This window comes from Aeromicrobium sp. 9AM (genome assembly GCF_902506105.1).
GTDB lineage: Bacteria > Actinomycetota > Actinomycetes > Propionibacteriales > Nocardioidaceae > Aeromicrobium.
In genome coordinates this window covers 550,028-565,118 of the sequence record NZ_LR733304.1, presented here as the reverse complement: position 1 = coordinate 565,118, position 15,091 = coordinate 550,028, and the positions used below count along the sequence as shown (strand labels likewise).

The window sequence follows — 15,091 nt, the reverse complement described above, 5'->3', positions numbered from 1 at the left end:
CGGTCACGCGTCGCGACGGACGAACAGGGCGTACGAGATCACGAGGAGCGCACCGACGAACGTGGCCATGACGAGGCCGCCACCCAGCGCGCCGAACGGCTCCGCGCCCAGGGCGCGCTGCACGAATCCCTTGATCGACGACTCGACGTACATCTGGCTTCCGGCGTCGTACGGGAGGAACTTGAGGATCACCACGACGCCGCCCTTGCCCTGGGGGTCGTCGGAGTTGGTCTTGATGACCACCACGATGGCCTGGACGATGAACTCGATCAGGCTCGGCAGAAGCATCAGCAGCGCGACGGCTGCCGTCTGGTTGCGGGTGATCGCCGCGAACGCCAGGCCCGAGAGGGCGAACAGCGCCGTGTAGGTCACGACACCCCCGGACACCCGGGCGAGCTCGCCACCGCTGGGCATGTCGAGCCCGAACACGGCGATACTGGCGAGCGCGATGCCGACGCACAGTGCCGCGGTGAGCGCCGCGAGCGCCGCCGTCGAGATGACCTTGGCGAGGAACACGTGCGGCCGTCGCGGCAGCGCCGTGAGCGTCGCCCGGATCATCCCGTGGCGATACTCGTGGCCGGTGGAGAACACCCCGAGCAGGCCCACGATGTAGGCCATCAGCAACGGCGCGCCGGTCGAGCCCCCGATCGTTGCCAAGGTGCTGAAGGTGCCGTCAGCGCTTCGGGTCAGGTCGGAGTCGGCGATCGACCAGGCCAGGAGCAGGGCCAGCACGAGCTGGAAGGCCAGCGCCAACCCCAGCAGCCAGTACGTCGAACGGATCGTGCGCAGCCTCATGTACTCATAGCGCAGGGCGTCGATCATGCGCCGTCACCCGACGTCCCGCGGAACTCCTCGGACTGACCGGTCGCTGCGAGGAACGCCTCCTCGAGCGTCGCCTGTCGGGTCGCGAGCTGGTGCAGGCGGGCACCGGCGTCGTGCGCGGCCTCGCCGACCTGCTCGGCCGTGGCACCCCTGACGACGAGCACCTCACCCTCCTCGGTGAGGGTCGCGCCGAGTGCCGTCAGGGCGGGCGCGAGCAGCGCAGCGTCAGGCGTACGGACCTCGACCGCGCCGAGCCCGCTGCCCGTCACGAAGTCGGCGACCGGTCCGTTCGCGATCATCCGGCCGCGGCCGATCACGACGAGCTCGTCGGCCAGCACCGCCATCTCCTGCAGGAGGTGGCTCGAGACGAGCACCGACCGGCCCTCGCCGGCCAGGTGCTTGAGCAGGTGACGCAGCCAGGTGATGCCCTGCGGGTCGAGGCCGTTGCTCGGCTCGTCGAGGATCAGCGTGTCGGGGTCGCCCAGCAGCGCGCTGGCGATGCCGAGGCGCTGGCCCATGCCAAGGCTGAACTTGCCCGGCTTGCCGCCGGAGACAGTCGTCAGGCCGACCATGTCGAGGACCTGGTCGACGCGGGAGTCCGGGATCCGGTTGGGTGCCGCGAGCATCCGCAGGTGGTTGCGCGCGTGGCGGGTGGGGTGGAACGGCTTGGCCTCGAGCAACGCGCCGACGTGGCGCATCGGGTGGTCGAGCTCACCGAACGTCCTGCCGTCGTACGTCGTGGCGCCGTCGCCGCGGTCGAGCCCCAGCATGAGTCGCATCGTGGTCGACTTGCCGGAGCCGTTCGGCCCGAGGAACCCGGTGACGCTGCCCGGGTGCACCTCGAACGACAGGTCGTCGACAGCGCGCGTCGCACCATACGACTTCCCGAGGCCTTCCGCCCTGATCAGCGCCATGTGCACCACCCTTGCACGTGGCGCCGAGCCGACGACGGCATACCTTGCTCGTATGACCGAGCACAGCGAGTCCTTCCGGCCCATCGAGGAGGGCGTTGCGACCGACCTGCGGGGCGAGATGACGTACGCCGGCTATCTCCAGCTGCCGACGCTGCTCTCAGCGCAGCAACCCGTGTCCGACCACCACGACGAGATGCTGTTCATCGTCCAGCACCAGGTCACCGAGCTGTGGCTCAAGCAGCTGACCCACGAACTGCGATCGGCGATCGCCCTGATCGCGGCCGACGACCTGCCGCCCGCCCTCAAGCGCCTCGCCCGGGTCAAGGCGATCCAGCGGCAGATGTTCGAGCAGTGGGCCGTGCTCGAGACGCTGACCCCGATCGAGTACGCACAGTTCCGCGACTCGCTCGGCAAGGCGTCGGGCTTCCAGTCACCGCAGTACCGCACAGTCGAGTTCCTGCTCGGCAACAAGAACCCACAGATGATCAAGGTGTTCGAGCACGACGACGCGCTGCGGTCGGCGCTGCAGGCAGACCTCGAGGCGCCGAGCCTCTACGACGAGTTCCTGCGGTTCCTCGCCCGGCAGGGCCACGCAGTCCCCGCCGCCGTGCTGGAGCGCGACGTCACCCAGCCGTACGTCGCGGATCCCGGGGTGATCGAGGTGCTGCGGCGGATCTACGCCGACCCCGATGCGTACTGGGCGGCGTACGAGATGTGCGAGGAGCTCGTCGACGTCGAGGGCAGCTTCCAGCTGTGGCGGTTCCGGCACCTCAAGACCGTCGAGCGGATCATCGGGTTCAAGCGCGGCACGGGCGGCTCGTCCGGCGTGAGCTTCCTGCAGAAGGCCCTGGAGCTCACCTTTTTTCCGGAACTCCTGGACGTACGCACGCACATCGGCGCTCCCTGAGCGACGTCGTACGGGCAGCAAAAAGAGGGGCGAACCGCCCCTCTACTACCAAGATATAGCGCAGTAGGGGGCTTGCCGCAAGACCCCCCGGGTGCTCCAGAATGGCCGGCCGAAGACGAAACCGACTGCCATGGGAGCACCATCTTGCGTGAAAGCGCTTTTCATCTGACCGAACACCCCGCCAAGGCCGATCCCGCCCTGATCGCCGCCGACGACCAGCACTTCACCGCCATCGCGGAGACCCTCGAACGATCCATCGCCGAGCTGTCCGAGCGCCTCGACGCCGAGCGCAAGGCACCCGGCGGCATCGGCCAGGAGGCGATGGACCGCGACATGGAGGTCCACCGACTCACCAGCCGGCTGCGCACGCTGCGCCGCTTCGGTCTGGACCTCTGCCTCGGCCGGATCGTGGGCACGGACGACCCGGAGCCCGTGTATGTCGGCCGCCTCGGCCTCACCGACAATGACGGGCGCCGACTCCTGCTGGACTGGCGCTCGCCGGCTGCCGAACCGTTCTTCGGGGCGACGCACGCCAACCCGATGGGCCTGGCGAGCCGCCGCAGGTTCCGGTGGACCCTGGGCCGGATCACGGACTACTGGGACGAGGTCTTCACCCCTGAAGGCCTCGAAGGACATGCCGCACTCGACGACCAGTCCGCGTTCATCGCGACCCTCGGCAGCAGCCGCTCGCCCCGTATGCGCGACGTGCTCGGCACGATCCAGGCCGACCAGGACGCCATCATCCGCGCCGGCTCGCGCGGTGCCCTGGTCGTCGACGGCGGCCCGGGAACCGGCAAGACCGTCGTCGCCCTGCACCGCTCGGCGTACCTGCTCTACTCCGACCCGCGTCTCGGTCACCGCCGCGGCGACGTCCTGTTCGTCGGCCCGCACCAGCCCTACCTGAGCTACGTCGCCGATGTCCTGCCCAGCCTGGGTGAGGAGGGCGTGCAGACCTGCACCCTGCGAGACCTCGTCCCGGAGGGTGCGAAGGCGCTGCCCGAGCCCGACCCGGAGGTCGCTCGCCTCAAGGCGTACGCGCAGATGGTCGGCGCCATCGAGCCGGCGGTCAAGCTCTACGAGGAGCCGCCCACCAAGCCGATGACGGTCGAGACCGACTGGTCGGAGGTGTGGCTGAGCGCAGCGGACTGGTCCGAGGCGTTCGAGGCTGCTGACCCCGGCACGCCCCACAACGAGGCGCGCGACCAGGTCTGGGAGGAGCTGGTCACGATCCTGATGGACAAGCACGACGACGACGGTGGGGTCGCACCGGAGCTCCTCCGGCGGTCGCTGGCGCAGAACGACGAGCTGGTCGACGCGTTCGGCCGGGCCTGGCCGCTCGTCGACGCCGTCGACCTCGTCGGCGACCTCTGGTCGGTGCCGGCGTACCTGCGGATGTGTGCGCCGTGGCTCGAGCCCGACGAGGTGAGTATGCTGCAGCGGGACGACCCCCAGGCGTGGACGATCTCCGACCTGCCGCTCCTGGACGCTGCGCGGCAGCGGCTCGGCGATGTCGCGGCGTCGCAGCGCCGACGTCGCCGGGAGGCCGCCACCGCCGCGGAGCGCGCGCAGATGACCTTGGTCATCGACGACCTCATCGCGTCGGCCGCGGTGCACGGTGACGAGTACGGCGAGGGCCTGGTGACGATGCTGCGCCACGAGGACCTGCAGGACAAGCTGGTCGACACGTCGGCCTTGCCTACGGCGGAGCCCGACGCGCTCACCGGACCGTTCGCTCACATCGTCGTCGACGAGGCGCAGGAGCTGACCGACGCGGAGTGGCAGATGCTGCTGCTGCGTTGCCCTTCGCGGAGCTTCACGATCGTCGGGGACCGCGCCCAGGCCAGGCACGGGTTCGCCGAGTCGTGGCAGGAGCGCCTCGAGCGCGTGGGGCTCAGCCAGGTCAAGGTGGCGACGCTCAGCATCAACTACCGGACACCGGAGGAGGTCATGGTCGAGGCCGAACCGGTCATCCGTGCCGCGCTGCCCGATGCCAACGTGCCGACCTCGATCCGTGCCAGTGGCGTCCCGGTGACCCACGGTGCTGCGTCGGACCTGAAGTCGATCCTCGACGACTGGCTCGCCGACAACACCGAGGGCATCGCCTGCGTCATCAGCACCGATGCGGTCGAGGAGCGGCAGCGCGTGCGGTCGCTCACCCCGGAGCTGTCGAAGGGCCTCGAGTTCGACCTCGTCGTCATGATCGACCCGGAGACCTTCGGCGACGACATCGAAGGCGCGGTGGACCGGTACGTCGCGATGACCCGAGCGACCCAACAGCTCGTGATCCTCAGCTGACTGACCGCGAGTGGCGCAGTGTGGTGCGGCCAGCGGCGCCCAAACCGACCACACTGCGCCACTCGCGAACGACAAAGGCCCCCACCGCGATGCGGTGAGGGCCTTCATCGGTTCTGCGTGGGTCAGGTTTCGCTAGAAGCCCATGCCGCCCATGTCGCCCATGTCCGGGGCGCCTCCGCCGGCCTGAGCAGGCTCAGGCTTGTCGGCGACGACGGCCTCGGTGGTGAGGAACAGTGCCGCGATCGAGGCTGCGTTCTGCAGCGCCGAGCGCGTGACCTTGGCGGGGTCGATGATGCCGGCCGCGATCAGGTCGACGTACTCGCCGGTTGCGGCGTTGAGGCCCCAACCCGACTCGAGTCCGGCAACCTTCTCCGCGACGACGCCACCTTCGAGGCCGGCGTTGATCGCGATCTGCTTGAGCGGAGCGGACGCCGCGGTGCGAACGATGTTCGCGCCGGTGGCCTCGTCACCCGTGAGCTCGAGCTTCTCGAAGACCGCAGCGGTGGCCTGCACGAGTGCGACGCCACCACCGGCGACGATGCCCTCTTCGACGGCCGCCTTGGCGTTGCGGACGGCGTCCTCGATGCGGTGCTTGCGCTCCTTGAGCTCGACCTCGGTTGCCGCGCCCACCTTGATGACGGCGACGCCGCCGGCGAGCTTGGCGAGGCGCTCCTGGAGCTTCTCGCGGTCGTAGTCGGAGTCGCTGTTCTCGATCTCGGACTTGATCTGGTTGACGCGACCCTGGATCTGCTCGTCGGAGCCACCGCCCTCGACGATCGTGGTCTCGTCCTTGGTCGTGACGACCTTGCGGGCCGTGCCGAGCAGCGTCAGGTCGGCGGTCTCAAGGCTGAGTCCGACTTCCTCGCTGATGACCTCGCCACCCGTGAGGATCGCGATGTCGGCCAGCATGGCCTTGCGGCGGTCACCGAAGCCCGGCGCCTTGATGGCGACGGACTTGAACGTGCCGCGCATCTTGTTGACGACCAGCGTCGCGAGAGCCTCGCCCTCGACGTCCTCGGCGATGATGACCAGCGGCTTGCCGGCCTGCATGACCTTCTCGAGGACGGGGACCATGTCCTTCACGGAGCTGATCTTGGAGTTGACGATGAGGATGTAGGGATCCTCGAGCACGGTCTCCTGGCGCTCGGCGTCGGTGACGAAGTAGCCCGACAGGTGACCCTTGTCGAACCGCATGCCCTCGGTGAGCTCCAGGTCGAGGCCGAACGTGTTCGACTCCTCGACCGTGATGACGCCTTCCTTGCCGACCTTGTCCATGGCTTCGGCGATGATCTCGCCGACCGTGGTGTCAGCAGCGGAGATCGAGGCGGTCGAAGCGATCTGCTCCTTGGTCTCGACATCCTTGGCCATGCCGAGCAACTGCGAGCTGATGGCCTCGACGGCGGCCTCGATGCCCTTCTTGAGGCCCATCGGGTTGGCGCCGGCCGCGACGTTGCGCAGGCCTTCGCGGACGAGGGCCTGGGCGAGGACCGTGGCGGTCGTGGTGCCGTCACCGGCGACGTCGTCGGTCTTCTTGGCGACCTCCTTGACGAGCTCGGCGCCGATCTTCTCGTAGGGATCCTCGAGCTCGATCTCCTTGGCGATGCTCACACCGTCGTTGGTGATCGTGGGGGCTCCCCACTTCTTCTCCAGGACGACGTTGCGGCCCTTGGGACCGAGCGTGACCTTGACGGCGTCGGCGAGCTGGTTCATCCCGCGCTCGAGGCCGCGCCGTGCTTCCTCGTTGAAAGCAATGGTTTTTGCCATGTGTACGTTTCTCCGACTTGGTTGTCGACGTGGATGACCAGGCGATGCCCGCGACGGACGGCTGCGGCGTGCGACGAACCCTTCTCGCCGCGGCCCACAACCTCATCGGTCTGATCCGGTTAGCACTCTCATCATACGAGTGCTAATCAACGCCGCGCAATCAGGTTGTGACTTTGGGCTTCACGTCGTACGCGAGCTCGGCGAACTGGCCGGCCTGATGCACGCTGGTGAGGGTCAGCCGGTCCGACCGGATGTCGCGCGGCAGGAGCGGCGCGCCCCCGCCGAGGGTGACCGGCGTGATCGACACCATGACCCGGTCGAGCAGGCCCGCGTCGTCGAACTGGCCGACGAGGTCACCGCCGCCCATCAGCCAGATGTCGCGGTCACCCGCCGCGGCGACCATCTGGGCGTGCACCTCGCGCACACCGTCGCTGGTGACGCGGATGTCGGCTCCGGGGATCACCGGCAGGTCGCGGTGGCTGAACACCCACGTGGGCCGTTCGGCGTACCACTCCTGCCACTTGTGGGGCTCCGCCAGCATGTTCTCGTGCTGGAGCACCCACTCGTACGTCGTGGAGCCCATCGCCAGCGCCCCGATGCCGGCCAGGAAGCCATCGAGGCCGGACTCCGCCTCCGTTGCGCCGGGCACCTCGAACAGCCAGTCGAGCGAGTTGTCGGCCGTCGCGAGATAGCCGTCGAGGGACGTTGCCGTGTAGTAGATCGTCGCCATGCTCGCGACGCTACCGAGCGGGTCAGACAGAGAACAGCAGGAACAGTCCCGTGAACGTGTAGGCGACCATCAGCAGCAGCATCGCGAGCTGACCACTCAGTCGGTGGGCCTTGGGCAGCAGGGCCAGCGCCTTGTCGTGGGCGGCGATCACCGCGAGCACGTGCCCGGCGACGACGAACGTCACCTTGAGCGCCGCCAGCGTCGACGTGTGCTCGGAGAGGAAGTAGTGCGTCGCGGGATCACCCAGCGGCGTCCAGCCTCGGCCCAGCGGGTCCAGCAGCGCGAAGAACGCGGCCTGCCCCTTCTCGAGGAGGTACGTCAGGTAGTGGGCGAAGATGTAGCCCACGACGATCGGCACGAGAGAGTGCGCCAGCCGGCCCGGCAGCCGGCGGCGTTCCGCGCCGGTCACTCCCCCGGTCGCACGCGCCGCCGCGACGAACAGCACGGCGACGACGGCGCAGAACCCCAGCAGGGTCAATGAGTGCTGCCAGCCCGACAGCGTCCTGGCCTGCCAGAACGACGACGCCGAGAAGCTGTCGTACGCCGTGGAGCCCAGCAGCACCGCGAGCACCGCGACCAGGCCTGAGTCGACCGGCACGGTCGGGAGCGAGCGGAGCGGGTTGTGCACGACCCAGCGGCCGTCGCGGACGAACGGCGAGAGCTTCGCGATGATCGCGCTGTAGACGTCGAACGGGTCGGCCCGGTCGAACCACCGCGGACCGAACGCGATGCCGCCGGCGAGGGTCACGATCGCGTACACCGCGACCCACACGCGTACGGAGTGGACCGAGCCGGGATCGGGCGACGCGAGCTCGAGCCACACGAACGCGAGCAGCCCGACGACCGCCGGCCAATAGCCGAGCCGGCGCGGGTACGTCCAGAGGCCGCGACCGAGCAGCGACTGGATCGTGCGCCACGGCGAGAGGTCGCGCCACACGTGCCCGGCGACGAGGGCCAGTGGCACGAGTCCGACCCACACGAAGATGTAGAACGCACCGAGGCCGCCGTTGCTCGCGTCGGAGGGCCCGGCGTAGAGGGCAACCAGCACCCAGCCCGTCAGCAGCAGGCCGACGACGGCGAGCCACGGGCGGCGCGGCGGCAGCTCCAACGGCTCGGGCTCGCTCGCGTACTTCGGCTCCTTCCACGCCAGTGCCAGCACGGCGAACGAGATCGTCAGCGCCCACGAGGCGCCGACCATGGCGTACAGGAACGGGATCGGCAGGTCGGTCGACCCACCGAGCCCGTGTGCCTGCAGGCCGGCCGCGATCACTCGACGACGAGCTGCACGATCGTGACGTCGAGGTGGTGGGCCTCGACCGCGACCTGCCCCGGCGTCTTGAGCGTGAACGTCTTGGTGACGTCGTCGCCCTGGCCGACCTCGTACTCGTGCTCGGGATCGGAGTGGACGTGGATCTCCTCGTCGGCGTCGGAGGTGATGTGGAGAGTCACCTTCTCTCCGGTCTTGACGTCGACCCGTTTGCCCTGCGGCGTGACCTTGCCGTCCTTGATCGCGATGTCGACCGTGACTTCGGCTGCCTTCAAACCACCATCCGTCTCGCCGGGCGACTCGGACGACCCGCCACAGCCGGTCAGGACGAGGGCGCAGGCCAGCAGCGTTGCAGCGATCTTCACTCGTTCTCCTTGGTGTCGTCATCGGGCTCGAAGGCCCGCTCGATGATCTCGCGCTCCTCGCGCTCCTCCCGGCGGTCCTTGCGCGCGATGTAGAGGATCACGCCGACCACGACGACGGCCGGCACGAACGCCGGGATCGCCAGCAGCGCCGCGTGGTGCGCCAGGATCTGGTCTGCGCCCGGGGTCATGACGTCAGGGTAGGCGTGCGGTCTCCCGGCGAAGCGGCTTCGTGCTCCTCGATGCGGCGCGCCACGCGGGCGACCGCGACCGAGATGCCGATGATGATCGCGAGGCTGCACAGCAGCACGACCATGTTGGCCGCGCCCCACAGCCAGGGCGAGGTGTCGCCCTTGCGCTCGCGCTGCAGGATGTCGATCTCCGGCACGAACTTCCGGGTGAACGATGCCGAGGCCGGGACCTCCTTGACCTTCAGGGGAGCGTCGGCCGGCATGAAGATCGGCACGGCGGCGAGCGTACGTCCGTCCTGCACGCGCAGCAGGGTCTTCCAGTTGCCGCCGACGGGCACGGGCTTGGTCGACTCCCAGGTGTCGTCTCCGGTACGCCTGAGGCGGTCCGTCACGACGCCGGCACCACCGCCCTGCCAGGCGGTGATCTGCACCCATGTTGGGTGGTCGTCGACCAGGTCTGCAGGCGAGATCTTCACCTTGGCGGTGACCTCGGGCTGGTCCTTCGTGCCGACCTGCGTCAGCGCGAAGTCGGCCGAGGCGTCCTGGGGCACCGTGGCGTGCAGGCCGTTGGCCACGGCCGCGGCGATGACCACGACCGACGCGGTCACGATCGTCCGGCCGATCTTGCGCGCCGGCAGCCGGCCCTGCAGGCCCATGGCGAACAGCGCTCCGCAGAGGCTCGACGCGATCGCGACTGGGACCGCCATGAGCAGTCCCTCGAGCCACATGTCCTGCGTCCACGGGAACTGGTAGACGCGGTCGTTCCAGAACTTCTCGATGACAAGGCCGACCGTGCCGATCAGCAGTCCGGCGGTCGCGCCGAACCACAACGGCTTCTCGCGCAGCTTCGTGAAGGCGAGCAGCTCGACCAGGACGGCGCTGCCGAGGTAGAGCGGGAAGACGTGGTGCGCCTCGCCGAAGAAGTCCGTGACGATGAACGAGATGATGCCGCGCATCAGCAGGAAGAACACCGCCGCGACGATCGCCGCGCCCGCGCCGACGTACAGCCGGGCCGCCACGAGCGCCACACCGGCGGCCGCGACGATCATGACCGGCGCGAACACCATGCGGAACTGGGCGATGCCAAAGTCGAACTCGGCCTGGAACACCGAGAGCCCGATCAGCAGCGCGCCGAACCCGATCGAGAGGGTCGCCGTACGGATCCACGTCGGCATCTCCTTGCCGTCCTGGCGCAGGGCGAAGTCGGCCTCGCGATGCAGCAGGATGATGCCGGCGGTGGACAGGCCCGCTCCGCCGATCAGCATCAGGTGGGTCGGGCCCCACAGCGTGACGTCCTGGCCGAACAGCCGGTGCCAGACGTCGTCGAGCGGGAAGCCGATCAGGGCGTACATGCCGCACGCGGCGATGAAGATGCCGCTGACCGGGGCGTACCAGGTGCGGGTGATGCGGACCGACGCGATGCCGGGCTTCTCGCCGTCGCGGGGGTAGACGACCGCCGACATGCCGGCGATGAACAGGGCGAAGAGCCCGTAGAGGATCAGGTAGTGCGCGGGGTTGGCCAGCGGTCCGGCGTCACGGCCGCGGCCGGCGTGCAGGCTGACGTCCCACATGAAGCCCAGCAGGGCGATGATCAGCGAGCTGGCGACGAACAGCGTGGGGATCGAGGACCAGCCGGGCTCACCCGTGCGTGCGCCGAGGCGCTCACCGAGCTTCTGGAACCACTCGATGCGGTGCGTCCGGTGGGCCCAGGCGATGACCAGCAGGATGCTCGTGACGATGCCTGCGGCGATCGACAGGCCGATGACCTGACCGAGCTCGGCACCTCCGGCGGGTGCAGTGACGGGGTCGGCTGCTGAAAAGAACATACCGGGAGTATGTCAGTGAGTATGTGACATCGCAAGTGTCACATGGGTCACGCGCGTGTTTCAGGGCATGAAAAAACCCGGTCCCCCCGGACCGGGCTCCTTCACGGACTCACTGCCCGATGACCTCGTGGGCCTCGCGACCCTTGGGTCCGTCGACGACCTCGAACTCGACCTTCTGGCCATCCTCGAGAGTCTTGTATCCGTCTGACGCGATCTTGGACCAATGGACGAAGACGTCGTCCTGGCCCTCGACCTCGATGAAGCCGTAGCCCTTGTCAGCGTTGAACCACTTGACGGTGCCTTGCACCATGCCGCCACTCCCACCTGATCCTGGAGGAACCCACCTGCCGGAGCCCCTTCATGCGCAGAGCCTACAAGGCTTCACCGCAACCTCAGCAACCCCCGGCAACGGCTGGGATTATCGAGACCTGGGTGCCGGCCGGGGTCGGGGTGTCGAGACCCTGGGCGAACCGGACATCCTCCTCCGCGACGTAGATGTTGACGAAGCGGCGCAGCTTGCCCTGCTCGTCGACGACCCGCGCCTTGATACCGGGGAACGTGCCCTCGAGCGACTCGATGACAGCGCTGAGGGTCTCGCCCTCGGCGGTGACCTGCGACTGGTCCTGCGTGTACGTGCGGAGGATCGTCGGGATGCGTACGTTGATGCTCACAGTGCTCCTTGGTGTTCTGACTCAGGCGATGCCGGAGGCGACGAAGGCCTCGTAGGTCGGCGCGATGGTGGCCGCGGGGCGGACCAGGTCGGTGACGGCGTCGAGCGTCTTGAGCCCGTGGCCGGTGTTGATGACGACGGTCTCGAGCTCCGGGTCGAGCTGGCCGGTCTCGACGAGCTTCTTGAGCACGCCGACCGTGGTGCCACCAGCGGTCTCGGTGAAGATGCCCTCGGTGCGGGCCAGCAGCACGATGGCTGCGCGGACCTCGTCGTCGGAGATGTCGGCGATCGCGCCGCCGGTCTCGCGGCAGATGTCCAGGACGTACACACCGTCGGCAGGGTTGCCGATCGCGAGCGACTTGGCGATCGTGTCGGGGCGCACGGGGCGTACGACGTCCCAGCCCTCGCGGAACGCCTCGGACACCGGCGAGCAGCCCGTGGCCTGGGCGCCGAAGACCTTGTAGGGCTTGTCCTCGACGAGGCCCAGCGCGATGAGCTCCTTGAACGCCTTGTGGACCTTGGTCAGCTGCGAGCCGGACGCGACCGGGATGACGATCTGGTCGGGCAGGCGCCAGCCGAGCTGCTCGGCGATCTCGTAGCCGAGCGTCTTGGACCCCTCGGCGTAGAACGGACGGACGTTGACGTTGACGAACGCCCAGCCGTCCTCCTCGCCCGCGATCTCGGAGGCGAGCTTGTTGACGTCGTCGTAGTTGCCGTCGACCGCGACGAGGTTCTCTGTGTAGACCGCCGAGTTGACCTGCTTCGGCGTCTCGAGGTTGCTGGGGATGAACACGACCGTCTTGATGCCGGCCCGGGCGCCCGCGGCGGCGACCGCGTTGGCGAGGTTACCCGTCGACGGGCACGCGAAGACCTTGCTGCCGAACTCGCGGGCGGCGCTCAGGGCGCACGCGACGACGCGGTCCTTGAACGAGTTGGTCGGGTTGGTGCTGTCGTCCTTGACCCAGAGGTTCTTGAGGCCCAGCTCAGCGGCGAGGTTGTCGGCCTTGAGCAGGCGGGTGAAGCCGGGCTCGAGGTTGGGGCTGAGCTCGATGTCGTCGGGGACCGGCAACAGCGCCTTGTAGCGCCAGATGTTGGCGGGGCCGGCTGCGATCTCCTCGCGGGTGACGGCCGGGAAGTCGTACCGGATCTCGAGCGGGCCGAAACACTCGCTGCACGCGTAGTGGGGGCCGAGCTCACGCGTCGTGCCGCACTCGCGGCAGACGAGCTCGACGGCGTTGCCGAAGGCGCCCTCGCGCAGGGCGGGTGCGGCGAGGCTTGGAGCGGATGTACTCACAGAAGTGACCTTTCATCTTTCCCGGATCGACTGTCGTCCGGGACGGATTGAGCACCTGGTCGATGAGCGACTGGTTGCTGGGGCGTCGTAGGGCCGTGTCCCTGTACCCCTCGTGATGAGTGGTTTCAGCCTACGGGCGCGTCTCACGATGTGTCCACTCGGTCCGCATGCCGGACACGGGCTGTTCGTCATACGGTCACCGAACTCGCTGGGAGTGACGTTTCGGTCGGGGGCAAACGGCGTTTCGCGACCGGAACGTCACTGCCAGCGGTCCAGCTAGCGGCGGGAGAAGCGGGTGCGCGGCGGCGGGTAGTTGCCGTCGGCGAGGTTGGCGAGGCGCTCGAAGGGGTTGTACGACGAGTGGTCGCCGGCGATCGCGTACGAGATGCCGACGCAGAGGAAGTAGAACGGCAGCATCGCGACTCCGAGGACGAACGCGTACTGCGTGCAGTGCCGGTCCTCGTGCTGCAGCAGCACCGGCCGTTCGACGAAGTACTCGACGTCGTGCTTGCTCGTGATGACGCTGCCGATCGTGAACGCGCTGGCGACCGGGAAGCCGAACCGGTAACCCGTCGCGAGGTACGTCCCACGGCCGCGGCGCACGATCGTCGCGCCGCCGATCCTGGCGATCGCGAGTCCGAGCACGGTGCTGAGGTTGATCCAGTTGAGCACCGTACGGACCCGGGTCCACGGCGTCTGGGGCAACAGCACCAGCTCAGAACTCATCAGCCAAGGCCTCCAACCAGTCGGCCACCGCGTCGGGTCCGTCCAGGACGACGTCGGCGCGGGCGACGAGCGCGTCCTGCTCCGCCGACGCCGAGCAGATCAGCATCCCGCCGATCCCGTCGTGGCGCAGCTCCTCGACCGCCGTGAACGCCGGCAGGTCACCGAGGTCGTCGCCGGCGAAGATCACCTGGCGCGCCCCGAGCCGCTCGACCAGGGCGCGCACGGCATCACCCTTGTCGATGCCGGGCGCGCGCAGCTCGATGACCTGGCGTCCCGGCTCGACGACGAGCCCGAGGTCGCCGGCCAGCGCCGACAGCGGCTCGGCGAGCTCGTGGATGAGCTCGGGGTCGATGCCACGCGTGTGCACGGCGATCGCGAGGCCCTTGTCCTCGATGCGTACGTGACCGGCACCGCGCTCGGCCAGCCAGCCGGGCAGCTCCTCGGCCAACCGGGCCACGGGCTCGGGGCGTTCCGGTTCGACAGTCTCGGCCGTGGCGGCGTCCCAGCGCTCGGCGCCGTACTGCCCCCAGATCACGAGGCGGTCGAGGCCGTCCAGGCCGTCGAATCCACCGAGCTCCAGCGCCTGTCGGACGGGCCGGCCGGTGACGATCGCGACCTGGCCGAGGACCCTGCCGAGCCGGGCGAGGGCCGCGACCGAACGCTCATGGGCGTACGCCTGGGTCGGGTCGTCGACGATGTGGGCCAAGGTCCCGTCGAAGTCGAGGGCAAGCAGCGTGCCGGCGGGATCGGCGATCACATCAGCGCGGGTGTTTGCGGGCATCCACCTATTGTTGCGGGCCGGACAGGATGATCGTCAGGCGGTCGGTCCGCATCGGCGCGATGCTCGGCATGATGCGGCCGATGTCGAGGTCGTCACCGAGCACCTTGGCCTGCTGCTCGAGCTGCGGCGGGAAGTAGACGGTGTTGCCGGAGATCGAGCCACGCCAGTTGCCGATCGTCACGTTCGCCCAGCCGGCCGAGCGCACCTTGGCGGAGTAGGTCGCCGCGAGGCCCTGGATCGTCGTGTTGTTGAGCACCGCGACCGGCACGTCACGATTCGCCTTCGGCTCGTCCGTCGTCTTGCTCGGCGTCGGCGTCGGCTCGTCGGTCGTCTCGGTGGTCTTGGTCGGCGTCGGCGTGGGAGTGGTCGCCGGAGTCGTCGTCGAGGTCGACGGGCTCGCGGCAGGCGTGTCGGGATCGTTGTCGACGAACAGCCAGCCGAGCCAGCCGGCAGCGCCGACAACCAGCATGATCGTCAGGACGATGAACCAGCTGGCGGGGACGAATGCCTTGCCAGTCGGAGTCCTGCGGTGCTCCATGGGA

16 protein-coding genes and 1 riboswitch are annotated in these 15,091 nt (G+C 68.7%); of the genes, 2 read left to right on the top strand and 14 right to left on the bottom strand.

Going from position 1 to position 15,091, the window contains the following annotated elements; genetic code table 11:
• Positions 1-3 precede the first annotated feature (3 nt).
• Together BOSE46_RS08860 and BOSE46_RS08855 are read right to left on the bottom strand one after the other, a co-directional pair.
• Positions 4-822 (bottom strand): ABC transporter permease, encoded by an 819-nt coding sequence (locus tag BOSE46_RS08860; RefSeq protein WP_159539896.1) that lies wholly within the window; start codon positions 820-822, stop codon positions 4-6.
• The gene (locus BOSE46_RS08855) at positions 819-1,736 is read right to left on the bottom strand and encodes an ATP-binding cassette domain-containing protein (RefSeq protein WP_236551683.1); all 918 of its coding nucleotides are present in this window, start codon (positions 1,734-1,736) and stop codon (positions 819-821) included. Before BOSE46_RS08855 ends, BOSE46_RS08860 begins: the two co-directional genes overlap by 4 nt.
• Positions 1,737-1,788: 52 nt before the next feature.
• On the opposite strand from BOSE46_RS08855, the gene kynA reads away from it, so the two are divergent.
• Together kynA and helR are read left to right on the top strand one after the other, a co-directional pair.
• Complete coding sequence (gene kynA / locus BOSE46_RS08850) at positions 1,789-2,643, top strand: tryptophan 2,3-dioxygenase (RefSeq protein WP_159539895.1); 855 nt, start codon at positions 1,789-1,791, stop codon at positions 2,641-2,643.
• Between the two features lie 144 nt (positions 2,644-2,787).
• Positions 2,788-4,938, top strand: coding sequence for an RNA polymerase recycling motor ATPase HelR (gene helR / locus BOSE46_RS08845; protein ID WP_236551678.1), 2,151 nt, complete (start codon positions 2,788-2,790; stop codon positions 4,936-4,938).
• 132 nt (positions 4,939-5,070) lie between these two features.
• Here the strand turns inward: helR and groL are convergent, their stop codons facing one another.
• From groL to BOSE46_RS08785, 12 genes are all read right to left on the bottom strand, one after another.
• The gene (gene groL / locus BOSE46_RS08840) at positions 5,071-6,702 is read right to left on the bottom strand and encodes a chaperonin GroEL (RefSeq protein WP_159539894.1); all 1,632 of its coding nucleotides are present in this window, start codon (positions 6,700-6,702) and stop codon (positions 5,071-5,073) included.
• 160 nt (positions 6,703-6,862) lie between these two features.
• Positions 6,863-7,432 carry a dihydrofolate reductase family protein gene (locus BOSE46_RS08835; protein ID WP_159539893.1) on the bottom strand — a complete coding sequence of 190 codons (570 nt, stop codon included), beginning with the start codon at positions 7,430-7,432 and terminating at the stop codon, positions 6,863-6,865.
• A 22-nt stretch (positions 7,433-7,454) separates the two neighbouring features.
• On the bottom strand, positions 7,455-8,702 hold the full coding sequence (locus BOSE46_RS08830; protein WP_236551677.1) for a hypothetical protein: 1,248 nt from the start codon (positions 8,700-8,702) through the stop codon (positions 7,455-7,457).
• Positions 8,699-9,064, bottom strand: a complete 366-nt coding sequence (locus BOSE46_RS08825) for a hypothetical protein (protein WP_159539892.1) — start codon at positions 9,062-9,064, stop codon at positions 8,699-8,701. The genes BOSE46_RS08830 and BOSE46_RS08825 overlap by 4 nt, the downstream gene beginning before the upstream one ends.
• On the bottom strand, positions 9,061-9,252 hold the full coding sequence (locus tag BOSE46_RS08820; protein WP_159539891.1) for a hypothetical protein: 192 nt from the start codon (positions 9,250-9,252) through the stop codon (positions 9,061-9,063). The genes BOSE46_RS08825 and BOSE46_RS08820 overlap by 4 nt, the downstream gene beginning before the upstream one ends.
• Positions 9,249-11,078 (bottom strand): hypothetical protein, encoded by a 1,830-nt coding sequence (locus tag BOSE46_RS08815; RefSeq protein ID WP_159539890.1) that lies wholly within the window; start codon positions 11,076-11,078, stop codon positions 9,249-9,251. Before BOSE46_RS08815 ends, BOSE46_RS08820 begins: the two co-directional genes overlap by 4 nt.
• Before the next feature lie 109 nt (positions 11,079-11,187).
• Entirely contained in the window at positions 11,188-11,388 is a 201-nt protein-coding gene (locus tag BOSE46_RS08810) for a cold-shock protein (protein WP_159539889.1), read from the bottom strand.
• 82 nt (positions 11,389-11,470) lie between these two features.
• Entirely contained in the window at positions 11,471-11,749 is a 279-nt protein-coding gene (locus BOSE46_RS08805) for a MoaD/ThiS family protein (protein WP_159539888.1), read from the bottom strand.
• A 21-nt stretch (positions 11,750-11,770) separates the two neighbouring features.
• Complete coding sequence (thrC, locus tag BOSE46_RS08800; RefSeq protein WP_159539887.1) at positions 11,771-13,042, bottom strand: threonine synthase; 1,272 nt, start codon at positions 13,040-13,042, stop codon at positions 11,771-11,773.
• A 9-nt stretch (positions 13,043-13,051) separates the two neighbouring features.
• Positions 13,052-13,164: riboswitch (SAM riboswitch) on the bottom strand.
• A 154-nt stretch (positions 13,165-13,318) separates the two neighbouring features.
• On the bottom strand, positions 13,319-13,768 hold the full coding sequence (locus BOSE46_RS08795) for a hypothetical protein (protein WP_159539886.1): 450 nt from the start codon (positions 13,766-13,768) through the stop codon (positions 13,319-13,321).
• Positions 13,758-14,549 carry a trehalose-phosphatase gene (otsB, locus tag BOSE46_RS08790; RefSeq protein ID WP_159539885.1) on the bottom strand — a complete coding sequence of 264 codons (792 nt, stop codon included), beginning with the start codon at positions 14,547-14,549 and terminating at the stop codon, positions 13,758-13,760. Before otsB ends, BOSE46_RS08795 begins: the two co-directional genes overlap by 11 nt.
• A gap of 4 nt (positions 14,550-14,553) precedes the next feature.
• The gene (locus BOSE46_RS08785) at positions 14,554-15,087 is read right to left on the bottom strand and encodes a LytR C-terminal domain-containing protein (protein WP_159539884.1); all 534 of its coding nucleotides are present in this window, start codon (positions 15,085-15,087) and stop codon (positions 14,554-14,556) included.
• Positions 15,088-15,091: the final 4 nt, after the last annotated feature.